Origin of the sequence: Flavobacterium hungaricum (genome assembly GCF_015182285.1) — a bacterium.
In the GTDB taxonomy this organism is placed as follows: Bacteria; Bacteroidota; Bacteroidia; order Flavobacteriales; family Flavobacteriaceae; genus Flavobacterium; species Flavobacterium hungaricum.
This window is the reverse complement of sequence record NZ_PRDM01000003.1, coordinates 462,444-478,173: the sequence shown is the minus strand read 5'-3', so window position 1 is coordinate 478,173 and position 15,730 is coordinate 462,444. Positions and strand designations below refer to the sequence as shown.

8 protein-coding genes are annotated in these 15,730 nt (G+C 36.9%); all 8 read right to left on the bottom strand.

Going from position 1 to position 15,730, the window contains the following annotated elements; translation table 11 throughout:
- Window positions 1–168 precede the first annotated feature (168 nt).
- The 8 genes from C4F50_RS15115 to C4F50_RS15080 all read right to left on the bottom strand — a co-directional run bounded on the left by C4F50_RS15115 (window position 169) and on the right by C4F50_RS15080 (window position 15,725).
- On the bottom strand, window positions 169–1,062 hold the full coding sequence (locus C4F50_RS15115; RefSeq protein WP_194139488.1) for a M20/M25/M40 family metallo-hydrolase: 894 nt from the start codon (window positions 1,060–1,062) through the stop codon (window positions 169–171).
- Between the two features lie 322 nt (window positions 1,063–1,384).
- Window positions 1,385–2,434 carry a sialidase family protein gene (locus tag C4F50_RS15110; protein WP_194139487.1) on the bottom strand — a complete coding sequence of 350 codons (1,050 nt, stop codon included), beginning with the start codon at window positions 2,432–2,434 and terminating at the stop codon, window positions 1,385–1,387.
- A gap of 334 nt (window positions 2,435–2,768) precedes the next feature.
- Window positions 2,769–4,097 (bottom strand): sugar MFS transporter, encoded by a 1,329-nt coding sequence (locus C4F50_RS15105; protein ID WP_194139486.1) that lies wholly within the window; start codon window positions 4,095–4,097, stop codon window positions 2,769–2,771.
- A gap of 264 nt (window positions 4,098–4,361) precedes the next feature.
- Window positions 4,362–5,948 (bottom strand): SusD/RagB family nutrient-binding outer membrane lipoprotein, encoded by a 1,587-nt coding sequence (locus C4F50_RS15100; RefSeq protein ID WP_194139485.1) that lies wholly within the window; start codon window positions 5,946–5,948, stop codon window positions 4,362–4,364.
- Window positions 5,949–5,963: 15 nt separating this feature from the next.
- Window positions 5,964–9,050 (bottom strand): SusC/RagA family TonB-linked outer membrane protein, encoded by a 3,087-nt coding sequence (locus C4F50_RS15095; RefSeq protein ID WP_194139484.1) that lies wholly within the window; start codon window positions 9,048–9,050, stop codon window positions 5,964–5,966.
- Between the two features lie 263 nt (window positions 9,051–9,313).
- A complete protein-coding gene (locus C4F50_RS15090; protein ID WP_194139483.1) occupies window positions 9,314–11,974 on the bottom strand; it encodes a glycoside hydrolase family 3 N-terminal domain-containing protein in 2,661 nt (886 codons plus the stop codon).
- Between the two features lie 12 nt (window positions 11,975–11,986).
- Window positions 11,987–14,230 carry a GH92 family glycosyl hydrolase gene (locus tag C4F50_RS15085; RefSeq protein WP_194139710.1) on the bottom strand — a complete coding sequence of 748 codons (2,244 nt, stop codon included), beginning with the start codon at window positions 14,228–14,230 and terminating at the stop codon, window positions 11,987–11,989.
- Window positions 14,231–14,240: 10 nt separating this feature from the next.
- Window positions 14,241–15,725: an alpha-L-fucosidase gene (locus C4F50_RS15080; RefSeq protein ID WP_194139482.1), complete on the bottom strand. Its 1,485-nt coding sequence runs from the start codon at window positions 15,723–15,725 to the stop codon at window positions 14,241–14,243.
- Window positions 15,726–15,730 lie beyond the last annotated feature (5 nt).

The window sequence follows — 15,730 nt, the reverse complement described above, 5'->3', positions numbered from 1 at the left end:
ACTAATTAATATCGTTGCGAATATTGGAACGCGAATGACGCGGATTAAACGGATTTTTTATTTTTACGCAGATTTCATTTTAAAACTTTTGATTAAAATAAAGTATAAAAATCTGCAAAAATCAGCGCTTTCGCGAAAGCGAATCTGTATCGTCCGCGTACAATAAACTTAGTTTTGTTTTATAAAAATTAAATCTTCGTTATAATCTGCAATTGAAATCAATGCATTAAAAATATATTTTGACACTAATGCGCCTCCTTCAAAATTGATTAATTCGATATCGTCTTCTGGCGTGTGGTACTGCGGATGGCCGCCGGTATGAAACCCCACTGCAGCAATCGATGCTTTGTAAAAGGAAACATGATCAGATCCGCCTACATCACCAGCGTGTACAACGGGATTTAATCCGCTGTTTTCGCCTAGTTTGGTCATAAGTGCAACTCCGTTCGGGAACGTTCCTGCGCCGCCCATATACAGCTGTTTTTCGGCATTTAACCTTCCAACCATATCCATGTTCAGCATGACTTTTACAGCTTCTTTTTTTACAGGCAGATGGCTGACAAAATATTTAGAACCAATTAAACCTTCTTCTTCTCCGCTGAACGAAATAAAAATGAGGCTTCTTTTGGGTTTGATTTTCATTTTTGAAACTTCTTCTAGAATGCATAATAATGCCGAAACTCCAGAAGCATTATCATCGGCTCCGTTATGAATCGCAAGGGTATCTTTCTTTTTACTTCCAGATCCTTTTCCGCCCCATCCCCAATGATCGTAATGCGCGCCGATTACGATGAATTCGTTTTTTAAATTCGGATCTGAGCCTTCGATATACCCCACAACATTTTGAGTCGTCACGCTGTCCGATTTTATTTTATTGATTCCTTCTTTTATAAAAACTTTAAAAGGCTGATAATAATTTTTATGGAAAGGCTGTAAACCGTATTTTTTGAAGTTTTTACTAATATAAGCAGCTGCTTCGTTATTCTGTTTGGTACCCGGAAAACGACCTTGCATTTTATCAGACGATAAATATTTGTCGTGTTTGTAAAAGGTTTCCGCCATTTTTTGGGCGTTTGAAATAGTATTCAAAAAAAGGAAACTAAGTAGAATAATGCAATTTTGTAAAATTTTCATATTTATTATCTAAAAAATTTGAACGCAGATGACGCGGATTCCTTCCTTAAAGAAGCTGATTTATGTTTCACGCAGATTTAGACAGATTTAAGCAGATTCAACAGTTTATTATTTTGATTTAATTAAAATGATTTAAAGAATTAATCTGCGCTTTCTGCTAAAATCTTTTTAAATCTGCGTGAAACATAAATCACCGAAAATCAGCGTCTTCGCGATAGCGAATCCGTAAAATCCGTGTGCCATAATGTTTTTATAAACTAATTTCAAAAACGGTATGTTTAATGTACTTTCTATCATACGTATACAAAACATGTACTTTTTTGTCGCTGGTTTGAATTATGGCTGGATAACTGAATTCTCCTTTTTCTTGTTTTTCCAGATCAAATAATTTTTTCCAGTTTAGACCATCTTTAGAATATTCAACATCTAGAATATTTCTGCCGTTAAACCAATCTTTTCCCATTGGCAGCGGATTGTTCACCAGCAAGAACAGATTTTTATTTACGGTTAAAGCATCAATTCCAGAATTAGAATTAACGACATTAATTGTATTTGTTCTAATCCAACTGTTGCCTTTATCGCCCGACCAGCTCGAAACCACTCTGTTGTGTTTGCTTCGGGACAACATCTGAATATCGCTTGCGCTGTGAATCAAAAATGTGGGCTGAATGACATCTAAGTTATTCTCATTCTCTACTTCTATTTTTTTCCAAGAATCTGCAGCTTCATTGTAGACTTCTACATGAACTCTCCATTCGTCTGTTTTTACGCTTTCTGTACTGCTGCCGCAAAGGATTTCACCAGACGTAACTTCAATCGGTTTATTTCGAATGGGGCCTAAAAATCCGTATGGAAGGTATTTTGCTTCTCCCCAAGTCGTTCCGTTGTCTTTTGAGACGATCATAGCTCCAAACCATTCTCTAGGATTTTTGCCTACTTTGTAAAACAAATACAGATTCTCGCTTTTGCTTTTAAACAAAACTGGATTCCAACACGGCAATGTATCCCCGTTTTTAATTAAGGGCTGAATTAGGTTTTTAGGCTCCGACCACTTTTTATCTTTATACGCCGCAATGTAGATTCCAACATCTTTTGCACCTTCGTATTTACCGCCAAACCAAGCTGCTAAAATTTCGTTTGGTTTGTGTTCTACCAAAGTTGAAGCGTGGCTTGCACTTGTAACGGGTGGATCTGCAATGTAACTGCTTTCGATATTTACTGCTTTCATCTGCGCATTTATGTTGTTAGATAACAATATCGCAGTGAAGACAGTTATGATATTTTTTAATTTGAAATTCATTTTTTTAATGTGAAATATTTATGAAATGTTGGGGGGAGGTCGAAGTTATGGGTTAAGAGTTAGAAGTCATTCGTTAGGAATTATAGGTTATGGGTTATGGGTTAAGAGTTAAGAGTTAAGAGTTAAGCGTTAGAGGTTAAATGCTGGATTTTAGATTTTAGATCTAAATTACTATTCATCAATTTTCTTATTTATTCTTTTCAAATCCTATCTTCTTTTTACGCCACATACATACACATCTAACTAATAACTTTTAACTCCTAACGAATAACTCCTAACTCATAACGAATAACTCCTAACGAATAACTCCTAACGAATAACTCCTAACCCTTAACTAACTCCTAAGCCCTGCTTTATGACCCGAAACTGCGTAATAAAGAATAAAGGCATAACACGGAAGCAAAATCCAATATCCTTTTGTTGCGGCCGCCGCGCTTGCGTTTACTTCACTTATTCCTTGGGCAATTAAATCTGCTTTGGCACCGTCTACAAATTTTCCGTATAAGGGCGGAATCACCGCTCCGCCAGAAATTGCCATTACCAATAATGCGGCACCTGTTTTAGTAAATTTTCCTAAACCATTAAGCGTTAACGGCCAGACTGCAGGCCAAACCAAAGCATTTGCAATACCTAAAGCGGCTACAAATAAAACCGAAGTAAATCCGGTTGAGAAAACGATGCAAAAAGAAAGAATAATTCCTAACACAGCACTTACTCTTAAAGCCAAAGCCTGAGTAATGTATCTCGGAATCAAAAATGCGCCTAATGCATATGTTACTACCATTGCCAATAAAGTAAAAGTAGTAAAGAATTTAGCATCTGCCGCAGGAAATCCTAATGCTATTCCGTAAGCAATAATCGTGTCGCCGGCAATTACTTCAACTCCAACGTACATAAATAAAGTTAACACGCCAAGCCAAAGATGCGGGAACTGAAAGATACTCGTTTTGGCTGTTTTGCCTTCTTCTGCTTCTTCTATCGACGCTGCTTCAACATTTGGCAGCGGTGCTTTTAGAATCAACAATCCGAGAACAAACAAAACCACTGCCATAGAAATGTACGGCACAACAACACTGTCTGCCATATTGTTTAATAAATTTTTTTTTTCTTCGACGCTTACTTTGCCCAGTTTTTCCTGAATTTCATCAATTCCTGATAACAAAATTGAACCAAAAATAAGCGATCCCAAAGCCCCTGCAATTTTATTACAAATTCCCATAATCGAGATTCGTTTTGCGGCACTTTCTATTGGCCCTAAAATCGTGATATAAGGATTGGATGCCGTTTGCAGCAAAGTCATTCCCGCACCTTGAATAAAGATTCCGGTCAAGAACATCCAATACGTTCTGGCTTCGGCTGCAGGAATAAAAATCAGTGCTCCAAATCCCATTATAAATAATCCCAGAGACATTCCCTTTTTGTAACCGATTTTGGCTAAAATATAAGATGCTGGAAGCGCCATTACCACAAAAGAAATATACGACGCCGATGCCACTAATAAAGACTGCGCAGCCGTTAATTCATTTATGGTTTTCATAAACGGAATCAATGCACCATTGATCCAGGTTACGAATCCGAAAATAAAAAACAGACTTGCAATGATTAATATTGGTATTAAGGTTGGTTTGGTTTGTGAGGTTTTTGTGGTATTTGTAACAGCCATTATTATTTTTTAATTTATTTAATGTTTGTGTTGTTTGATGATTTTTATTTTGGAGTTAATCATCCTTTTTGTTGTTTATTGCTTCTTGTTTATTCTTATGCTCGTAAAATTGATTTATTTCTAAAACTCGGATTAATAAGAATTTTTTAAAATTCATAATTCAATAACTTATGAATTCAAAACTTCCATATAAAACAAAAGGAGAGTTACCTCTCCTTTTGAATTTTAAGTAAGGATTGTGTGGATCGTTACTTACCAAATAAATTATTTTGTGTCCCACCAAAGTCTTGTTCCACCTGAATCTGCACCGCCTAATTTTACGATACCATCATCAACTGCTTCTTTGTTAGAAGAATATTCATTTGTAACATAAATAATTCTTTTCATCAAAGATTTTCCAACTCCTGGGTCAGTGTTGTCTGTGTTTAAAACAGGATAAATTACTTTAGCATCGCTTCTTCTTAAATCTGCCCAAGCTTCCCAAGATTCTGGGAAAATTGCTAAGTATTTTTGAACTGCAATCTGTGTACGCTGATTAGCAACATTTGTAGAGAATGCTACTGGTAATTTTACTGGAATATCCTGTAAATCTAATGTTGGATAAACTGTTAAAACGTTTGGTAAAGTTGGCAATGTAGAACCAGCGATGTAAGCATTAACTGCTGCAGCATCAGTAATTCCCCATTGTGCAAGAGACAATCTGATACCTGTTTCGTATAAGGTTTTAGCATCTCCGCCCATGTTCCATCCGTTCAAAGCTCCTTCTGCTCTACTCAAGTAGTTTTCAGAAGCCATAAAGATTTCGATGTTTTTAGATTCACTTAAGTTGTTTGCAGCACCATTACCCATTACATCATTGTTAAATGCAGAGAATTTAGTAGTTCCAAATTGATCTTCTAAACCTCCAACAGGCTGTCCTCTGTAAACTCCGGTATCGATTGGGGCAAACCATTTAGCTAAACGAGGGTCATTATAACCAACTAAAATACTTTCCATAGAAGCTGTCATGGTATAACCCCAGCTGTTTACGATCATATTCAAGTTGTTTGGTGTAATGTTACTTGCTTTAAAGAAAGCACCTTGATCGTTTGTCTGCATAACTCCTGCAGCAACCGCAGCTTCTGCCTGCGTTTTAGCTTTTGCAGGATCTTTATCAGAAATTCTTAAAGCCAAACGTAATCTCATACTGTTTCCAAAAACTCTCCATTTGTCAACACTTCCAGCGTAAACTCTGTCGTTTGCCTGAAAAGCTGCAACTGTAGTCGCAGAAGAAGAAGAAAGCGTAGCATTTGCTTCGTCTAACAATTTGAAAAAATCTTCGTAGATAAATTCTACGCTGTCGTAAGGAACTTTTTCTTTACCATTTCCAGCTTCTGTATACGGAATTGGTCCGTAAGCATCTACCATTTGGTTGTACATAAATACTTTCCATACTTTAAGTACTGCAAGCGCTTCAGGATTTCCTGCAGACGCTTTAAAAGCATTGTTTAAAGCTGGAACCGCTACAGTATAAAATCTTGTCCATCCTCTTCCTTCGTATCCGTTTACGAACGCATTTCTTTCAGTTCCGTATCCGCAATTTAAGTAGTGAATGAAAGTTGAAGACAAAATACCTGTTGCAATACCCCAAGTACCTTGGTCATCTACTCCTGGAGAAGAATACGATCCGTTGTGAATACCTGCGTACAATGCTGATGCAAATGCAGGTCCTGCGAATGTAGCATCTAACTGACCTTCTGTTAATGAATTAGGATCTGTGTTTATTTCGTCAAAATCGCCTGTACAGCTTGACAAAATAGAACATGCTAATAATGCTGCTCCTAATGTTTTTATTTTAAGACTATATTTCATGATATCTTTATTTAATTAAAATCCAAATTTAACATTAACTCCATATTCTCTCGTAGAAGGAATGTTGAAAGATTCTATACCTTGTAAGTTTCCTGTACCTGCACCCGCTTCTGGATCAAAATATTTCGCTTCGTTCAAGAAGAAGAATAAATTTCTACCTACTAAAGAGAAATCAATACTTGAAAACCCTGACTCACCTAAGATACGTTTTGGTAATGAATAACCAAATACAAGTTCTCTTAATCTGATGTTTGTAGCATCATAAATAAAAGGTTCTGCGATTGGAGTTCTTTGTCCGATTGCTGTCCAGTATTGTTCAGCTGTAATACTTGTTGTGTTTGGAGTGTAAGTTCCGTTTCCAGCAGCTACAACACCAGGAACAACGATTCCGCCCTCTCTTCCTGCCAAAGTAACCTCACTAACTCCTAAACCAGCTTGTCTAGCCTGAGTGTATGAAATAACTTCACCACCAATTCTGAAATCAACTAAGAAGCTTAAAGAGAAATCTTTGTATTTGAAGTTGTTTTTGAAACCTGCTGTCCAATCTGGATTAAAGTTACCTGCACGAACATCAAATCCGTTTGTTGCTAAAGGAATACCCGCACTATTTACGATGATATTTCCAGCAGGATCTCTTTGGAAACCTTTAATGTATAAATCTCCGTACTCACCACCTTGAACAACTTTACTTCTTACTAAACGACCTTCACCAAGAACTAACTCGTCTCTTCCGTCTAAGATAGATTTTATTTTAGATTTATAAGAAGCGTAGTTTGCTGTAATATCCCAAGTGAAATTTTGTGTCTGAATAGGAGTTGCAGTAAGCGTAAGCTCGTAACCTTTGTTTTCAATATCCCCGCCATTTACAATTGCTCTAGAAAAAGTAGAAGATTCTGGAGTATTGATGTAGAAAATTTGATTGTTCGTTAATGTATTGAAATAAGTAGCATCTAAACCTAAACGATTATTGAAAAATCTCAAATCTATACCAAATTCTGTAGAAGAAGAAATCTCTGGTTTTAAGTTCGGATTCGCTTTTGTACTTTGTGCGTATAACATACCGCCGTTTCCTCCAATGTACGAGTATCTTTGTTGTGTTTGGTAAGGATCTGTATCGTTACCCACTTGTGCATAAGAAGCTCTTACTTTTGCAAAACTAATAACTTCTGGCAATGTAACCATATCTGAGATTACTGCAGAAAGTCCGAAAGATGGGTAGAAATAATCTTGTGGTAAAGTAGAAGACCAGTCATTTCTAGCTGTTAAGTCTAAGAACAAATAATTTCTGAAACCAATCTGACCAAATCCGTAAACAGAGTTGATTCTTTTTTCTGAAGCAGTAGATGTAGATTGAACTGTTTGAACATTACTTAGGGCAAAGAAATTTCTTTTACTCAAAACACCACCTGAATTTAAAGCTGAATTACTTTGCTGCAATGAACTTGCACCAGCATTAAGTCCGATAGAAAAATCTCCGAATTTTTGGCTGTAAGCAAGTAAAGCATCAATATTTAATTCGCTTACTGTTTCATAAGATTCACTGTAAGAACCCAAGTTACTGTTGAATGCATTCGTAGCATATCTGTTTCTTACGTTTTTGTTTGTCATTTGATCCAAACCAGCTCTACCTTGTAAACTTAAAGTATTTGTAAACTGATATTTAAGAGATGCTAAACCAATAAATCTGTTTCTTTTGTCAGTACGAGCATCGTCACGTAAAGCAGACCAGAAAGGGTTTCCTCCTGGAGATCCAGTTTCGTCAAGAAAATAGTTTACTTGTCTTTGACCAGCTCCATCAAAAAATTCGAAATTTTTGTAATCGTTGTAAGCAATACTACGAGGCAATAAATAAGCAGATGTTCCGATAGACTCCTCACCTGTTCTTAACAAGTTATCAATATCCTGAACAATGTAGTTTGTTTTTACATCCAAAGACAATTTGTCTGTAATTTTACTAGTCAATCTTAAGTTAAGATTGTGTCTATCCATTGCATTTCCTCCTACAATACCTTCAGCACGTGTGTTAGTATAAGAGAAATAACCTTGTGCTTTTTCATTACCAGCAGTTACTGTTAATGTATTTGCTAAGTTGTAACCTGTTTTGTAAAAATCGATTACGTTGTTTGGCTGTGCTGTATAGCTTTGTGTAGCCGGCCCAGCATAATTTGGATTACGAACCAGCTGCCAGTTAGAAACCTGACGTCCGTCTAATTTTCCTCCCCAGCTTGAGCTTGAGTTCGGAACATAATTTCCTTGTGTACCTTGTCCGTATTCGTTTTGTAAATTCATCAAGTTATAAGCAGAAGAAGCCATAAAGTTAGATGATAACGACACAGAAGTTTTTCCTGCTTTACCAGATTTAGTAGTAATTACGATCACACCATTTGATGCTCTAGAACCGTAAAGTGCTGCTGCAGAAGGTCCTTTAAGAACAGTCATCGAAGCAATATCTTCTGGGTTAATGTTAGAAATACCATCTGGCTGAGTAGTTCCTCCTGTATCAATATCAGGATTAGAGTTTGTTGTACCATTACTAATCGGCACACCATCTACTACATATAATGGCTGGTTGTTACCATTAAGAGATCGGTTACCACGTAAAGTAATTCTAGAAGAAGAACCAACACCGTTTGAAGTAGTAGAGAAGTTAAGACCTGCAACTTTACCAGATAATGAGTTGGCAACGTTTAATGATCTTGCTTCAGAAATTTCGTCTACCGAAACGTTTTGTGCAGAATACGTAATTGCTTTTTTCTCTCTTCTGATACCAAGAGCTGTAACAACTACTTCTCCCAATTGTTGTGTGTCTGCTCCTAAAGCTACATTAATTGTAGTTTGTGTTCCAACAGCAACTTCTTTTGTAGCAGATCCTACATAGGTAAAAACTAAAACTGCTGCTTGATTTGGAACATTAATAGAGTATTTACCATCAAAATCTGTTGATGCACTCGTTTTGGTTCCTTTAACAATAATATTTGCTCCAGGAATCGGACTGCCCGTTCCAGCATCTGTTATCGTTCCTTTTACTGTAGTCTGCGCTTGTAGGCTTTGAAAACCAAAAAGGCAGATGACTAACAGTAACTTTAGTACGTTTTTAATCATATTAGTTGTTTTTTTAGAGTTAATAACATGTTAAACTTAAGAATACATTTTGTTAACGAATCATAATTTCGACAAATGACAATTTTCAAAAGGTGTTGGTGAAAGTTTGGTTCAAAATTGAAAGAAAACGTTTTCATTTGTAATCCAAGTCTTCCTTATTTTAAAGGCCAAGACCTCATTTATTTTAGAGATTTTGGCCTTTTATAATTGTATTCATTTTTTTAAAGTAAAAACGCCGAAAAATCTTCGGCGTTTTTAAGTTTTTAGTTCAAAACCTTGAATTTATTTTTTAACAAATCGACCGAATTTCCGCCGACCATCACTTCAAAATCTCCCGGCTCTACAACCTCCTTCATTTCTCTGTTCCAAAGAGATAGCTCATCTTTAGTAAGTGTAAAATCGACACGTTTGGTTTCTCCTTTTTTAATAAATAATCTTTTGAAACCTTTTAATGTTTTTTCTGGCGTTGTAACACTGCTGTAAACATCATTAATGTAAAGCTGCACCACTTCGTCTCCATCAAAATTACCAACGTTTTTCACATCAACGCTCACTTTCAATTCGCCGTCTTTTTTGATTTCAGTCGAGCTGAGAGTTAAATTCGAATATTCAAACTTGGTGTAACTTAATCCGAAACCGAAATTGAATAACGGATTTTCGCTCTCTGCAACATATCGGTGTATCGCAGAAGGTTTTTGGTTGTAATATATAGGTAACTGTCCAACCGATTTTGGAACCGTTATCGGCAGTCTTCCAGCTGGATTGTAATCTCCAAATAAAACATCAGCCACAGCTCTTCCTCCAAATTCTCCTGGGAACCAGCCTTCTATAATAGCCGGAATATTATCTGCAATCCAATTGGTTGCTAACGGACGACCGTTTAACAGCACGCAGACAACTGGAGTTCCTGTTTTCTGAATTGCTTCAATCAATTCCTGCTGCATTCCGTGTAAATTCAAATCAGCAACATCTCTATTTTCTTCAACCAATTCGTTTGATTCTCCTAAAACAACAATCGCAACGTCTGCTTTTTTCGCTGCGTCGATTGCCGGCTGCATGTTTACTTTTTCTAAGTTCCAACGTAAGTGCGCTCGGGCTCCCCAGCCTCCTTCCCACATCTCAATGCGGACTTTGTATTTTTTACCTGCTTCAATATTTTTTGGAGTGGTTACAATACTTGTTGCTCCTTTTGTCCAGTTGTCGATAACCAATACATCATCAACCCACATTCTTATTCCATCATCAGAACTCAAACCTAACCAGCCGTCAAATGATCGATCTGATTGAATGTAACCTGTCCAGCGAATAGAGAAATCATCCACATTAACTCCATCGCCAGGTGCCCAAGGCCAGTCAAACTCTAATTGGCTGTCGATACGAGTTAAAGCTGGAGTTCCTTCTAAATTTCTGTTGTTAAAATATTCTCCTTTTAATCCGTTTTGAGATCCGTCTGAAGTAAATAAATATTTAGATGGAATAGCCTGTCCTTTTATAATCAACGGCACACCTTCTTCATAAACCACATTTGCTGTTTTGCCCACTACTTGCTGAATACCTTCAAAAACCGTAGTTCCAACACTGTTTTTTGGAGCATATCCTCCCATTCTTGAAACGTTTGCATTTGGTCCGATAACCGCAATATTTTTAAGATCTTTTTTTAACGGAAGAACATTGTTATCATTCTTCAATAAAATCATCGATTTTTGAGCTGCTTCTAAAGCCACAGCTTGATTTTCTTTGGTATGAAAACGCTCTTTGATCAGGTTTTTATCTGTGTACGGATTTTCAAATAATCCCAATAAAAATTTCAAACGTAAAACTCCTCCAGCAGCACGGTCGATATTTTCCTGAGTTAATTTTTTCTCATTAACCAATTCAATAATCGTATTCTGCCAGAATTCATTAGTAAAATCGTAAAACTGCATATCAACACCAGCAGAAACCGCTTCTCTAATACTTTCTTTTGGAGAATCAGAAACTTTATGAGTCGTCTGAATGTATTTGATAGCTCCTAAATCAGAAACCACAAGACCTTTAAAACCCCATTCTTTTCTCAAAACATCGGTCAATAACCAATGATTTGCAGCACATGGAATTCCGTCTAACTCAGAATACGCACACATGGTTCCCAATGCACCGCCTTTTGTAAACGCTTTTCTAAAAGAAGGCAGATGATCTTCACGAGCCGAACGTTCTCCTACTAAAATCGGAGAAGAATTTCCTCCTGCCTGCGGAATACCGTGAACCGCAAAGTGTTTAGGTTCTGCAATAATAGAACGATCCGATTTTAAATCGTCTCCCTGTAATCCTTTAATAAATGCCAAACCAATTTCGCTGTTCAGGAAAGCATCTTCTCCAAAAGTTTCTGCCACACGTCCCCATCTTGGTTCGCGTCCTAAATCTAAGTTGGGACCAAAACCAAAATGTACACCGTGAGCTCTGGCTTCCATACCAATTACTTTTCCAACTTTGTCCAGTACATTAACATCCCAAGTCGCACCCAGTCCGATGTTCATTGGAAAAGCCGTACTTCCTTCGTCTAAATAACCGTGAAGCATTTCACACATAATCAATGCTGGAATTCCCCAACGGTTTCCTTTTATGACATCAGTTTGTAAATCATTGATCATTTTTGCGGAACGCGGATAAAGGTCGTGAATAGCTCCAATTCCTAATTTACCGATTTTTAAAGCCGATTTAGATTTAGCAAAATCTTCTTTTTCTTTAAAAAAATCTCCTCTGTACATATCCATCTGACGGACCTTTTCTTCAAGTGTCATACGGCTTAACAAATCTTGTACGCGCTCTTCAACCGGCAGTTTGGCATCCTGATACGGATACTTTTTCTGGGCATGCGTCTGGTTTAAAAAACCAACAGCCATTACAAAAATAATGGCCGTTTTCTTCATTCTTAATTGTAACATAGTTGTGTGTGTTTAGTTTTGAATCACTTTAAGCTTTGTTCCATTCACAAAATCATCATGCGAAATAAAAAAGCTGTTAAGTGTTTTTCCGTTTAGCTCAATTGAATTGATTTTTCCACCATTATTGATCTGTCTTTCAATTACAATGCTTTCTTTTTTATAATATCTTGGATCTAATTTAATCGTCACTCTATGAAACATTGGCGCTGTAATGGTGTAAATTGGATCTCCCGGAGAAATCGGGTAAATTCCCATCATCGAATAGACCAGCCAAGCCGACATGGTTCCTGTATCATCATTTCCCGGCAAACCTTTTGGTTCATTTTTGAAATATTCGCGAACCAGTCTTTTTACATGTTCCTGAGCTTTGTACTCGTCGCCTTTTACGTAATTAAATAAATACGGATTGGCAATGTCTGGTTCGTTTGCCATATCAAATTGTTTGATATCGAAGATTTTCTGCAATTGAGCTGAAAATGCTTGATCTCCGCCCATTAATTTCTTTAATCCGTTGATATCGTGCGGTACCATAAAATTATACTGCCAGGCATTTCCTTCGATAAAACCAACATTTTCTTCAAAATTAGCTCCAGAAGCAGGATCAAACGGCTCGTACCAATTTCCATTTGCAATTCTCGGACGAAGTAAATTCAGATTCTTATCGAATAATTTTCTATAGGATAACGAACGGTTTTTAAAACGTTTTACATTGTCTTTGTCCCCAAATTCGTTGGCCATAAGCGAAATAGCATAATCTGAAATATTGTATTCCTGAGTGGTTGAAACTGGACCTTTATCATTTGTTGTCAAATATCCTTTTTTGATATAATCTTTCAATCCTGGACGAAGCGGATTATTTTCAACCTGATCTGCGCCTTTCAACATCGCATAATAAGCTTTATTAACATCAAAATCACGAACCCCTCTCATATAAGTATCTGTAATTACAATACTTGCAGGATCACCAACCATAGTAAAAGTTTCGGTCGAATTCAATTCCCATTTGGGTAACCAGCCGTTTTCATCGAACATATCAAGCATACTTTTTACCATATCAGATTGCTGCTTTGGATAAACTAATGACATTAACTGATGCACATTTCTGTACGTATCCCATAATGAAAATACGGTATAACGGGTGCCATTGGTTTTACCAATTTTACTTCTTTTGATTACTGGATATTCTCCGTTAACATCATTTAAAGTATTGGGATGAATTAGTGTATGGTACAAAGCCGTATAGAAAATCGTATTGTCGTCTTTAGAACCGCCTTCAACTAAAATTTTAGAAAGTTCTTCGTTCCATTCGTTGTAGGTTTCTTTATAAACGGCATCAAACGATTTGTTTCCAGTTTCTTTTTCTAAGTTTTCACGGGCATTTTCGATGCTTACATACGAAATTCCGATCTTCACTTCAACCGTTTCCTCTTTGTCGAATTTATACGTAAAATAACTTCCGATACTATCGCCCACAACGGTTTTGATGGTATTTTCCATCATTCTCTTTTTTCCGTTGTACCCCATCCACTGTGCTTCTACGCCGTTGTATTTTGCAGGCTTTTTCCAAACACCGAATTTGTCGGCAGGTTTAGAAAATTTAGCAACAAAGTAAACTGGATAAGCATCTTCTGGACTGTTGTAACAAAACGAACCCACAGAACGCATCCCCTCAATTTCTGTTGCAGAAACCACTTTTACCATCGCGCCTTCTTCATTCGTCAAGCCAACGCCAAGATTTAATAAAACATTGGACTGCCCTTTCGGGAAAGTAAATCTGCTGACCCCAACTCTTCTTGAAGCCGTGAATTCGCCTTTTACTTTATACTTGTCAATGTTTACGCTGTAATACGCTGCTTTTGCCACTTCGTTAGAATACGTAGAACCGTATTTTAAATGATCGATTTCTACTGCTCCAGTTGTTGGCATCAACAAAATAACACCCAGCTCTGGACAGCCTACACCGCTTAAATTGACCTGACTAAAACCTGTTAGAAAAGTATTCTCATTCACATACGGATTCGAAAGCCACTGACTGTCTTTTTCCATAGGCGTATTCTTTATTCCCGCCACATTAAACGGACTGATACTGGCCATTCCGCGCGGTGCAATCGGTCCCGGAAAAGCAGCTCCAAAATTGGAAGTTCCAATAAAAGGATTGACGTAATCTGCAGGCTCCTGCGCAAAAATAGTGATGCTAAAAAACAGCATGTACAAAATACATGCTGTCTTGAATTTATTTATTTTATTTAAAACCATAGGTTTCATTTTATCTATTTATAGCTTCGATTTTTAAAGTCCAAGCTTCTTTTGCAGGAAGATTATTTCTTAAACTTTCTGGAATAGTAACTGTAAATCCGTTATCCGATTTTACCCATTTCAATGAAGTTTTAGATCCTAACATCGTGATTTTTGTTCCTTTTTTCGGGCTGATCGATTTTACAGTAACCGTTGCAGGAATTTTGTCTTCTCCATCTTTAGCTAAATAAAATGCGAATACATTGCCCGCTTTATTTTGTGTAAAACAGATGTTTTCTTCTTTGTAAGGCTCAATTGGTTTGGTATTGTAAATCGCTGTGCTGTTTACTTTCATCCAATCTCCATAAGCGTTTAACAAATCATATGCTCCTTTATCCCATTCTCCTTCTGGACTTGGCGCAATGTTTAATAATAAGTTTCCGCCTTTTGCCACAATATCAACTAACATATGAATACCTTGTCTTCCCGTCATGTATTCAGCACCTGGAGAATAAGACCATCCACCGCCTGCTGGAATACAAGATTCCCAAGGATAAGGCAAAGTCTTTGCAGGAACACGTCCTTCTGGAGTTAAGTAGTTTTGGTTTTTACCGTGAACCGCTCTGTCTACAACGATCAAACCTGGTTGTTTTGCACGTGCTTTTACAACCAATTCGTCCATTTTTGGATCTTGATCTACCACTCTATGTTTAATGAAACCGTTTTTAGATTCGTTTTCTGTAAACTTCTCATCGTAATTTTCTTTGATGTTAACTTGGTCTCTTTTACGAACCCATCCTCCGTCTAACCAAAGAATATCAACTTTACCGTAATTAGTTAAGATTTCTAAAATCTGGTTGTGCGTAAAATCAACATATTTCTGCCATTTCTCAGGATATAAAGACGGATCGTAGTTTACGTTTCTGTCAAATGGCGGGAAATAAGGATCCCAGTAGTTTTCGTTGTGCCAGTCTGGTTTTGAGAAATAAGCACCCGTTGAAATACCTTCGCCTCTAAAAGAGTTGAAAATTTCTTTTAAGACATCTGCTTTTGGATTTGTATGAAAAGGAACATCAGTGCTAGTGATCTTATAATCAGAATATTTAGTATCGTACATATTAAATCCATCATGGTGTTTAGTGGTAAAAACCATGTATTTCATTCCCGCATATTTAGCTGCTTTTGCCCATTTTGCCGGATCAAATTTTACAGGATTAAACGTTTTTCTTAATCCTTCGTAATCTTTTATATAATCATTATAATTAGATGGATTACTTCCTTTTTTACGTTCACACCAACCGTAATCTTCAGGGCAGATAGACCAAGATTCTACAATACCCCACTGGCTGTAAGTTCCCCAGTGCATTAGCAGACCAAATTTTTTGCCTTGCCATTCGTCTAAGTTCTTTAGAACTAACGGATCAGTTTCTGGTACGTATCTTTCATCTTCATAAATCGCCTGGGCGAATATCTGAGCTGAAAATAAAAGGGCGATTATGAATATTCCTTTTTTCATCTTTA

Coding starts and splice junctions, on each gene's coding strand:
- C4F50_RS15115 (WP_194139488.1), bottom strand. CDS start 1,062: ATGGCGGAAACCTTTTACAAACACGACAAATATTTATCGTCTGATAAA.
- C4F50_RS15110 (WP_194139487.1), bottom strand. CDS start 2,434: ATGAATTTCAAATTAAAAAATATCATAACTGTCTTCACTGCGATATTG.
- C4F50_RS15105 (WP_194139486.1), bottom strand. CDS start 4,097: ATGGCTGTTACAAATACCACAAAAACCTCACAAACCAAACCAACCTTA.
- C4F50_RS15100 (WP_194139485.1), bottom strand. CDS start 5,948: ATGAAATATAGTCTTAAAATAAAAACATTAGGAGCAGCATTATTAGCA.
- C4F50_RS15095 (WP_194139484.1), bottom strand. CDS start 9,050: ATGATTAAAAACGTACTAAAGTTACTGTTAGTCATCTGCCTTTTTGGT.
- C4F50_RS15090 (WP_194139483.1), bottom strand. CDS start 11,974: ATGTTACAATTAAGAATGAAGAAAACGGCCATTATTTTTGTAATGGCT.
- C4F50_RS15085 (WP_194139710.1), bottom strand. CDS start 14,230: ATGGTTTTAAATAAAATAAATAAATTCAAGACAGCATGTATTTTGTAC.
- C4F50_RS15080 (WP_194139482.1), bottom strand. CDS start 15,725: ATGAAAAAAGGAATATTCATAATCGCCCTTTTATTTTCAGCTCAGATA.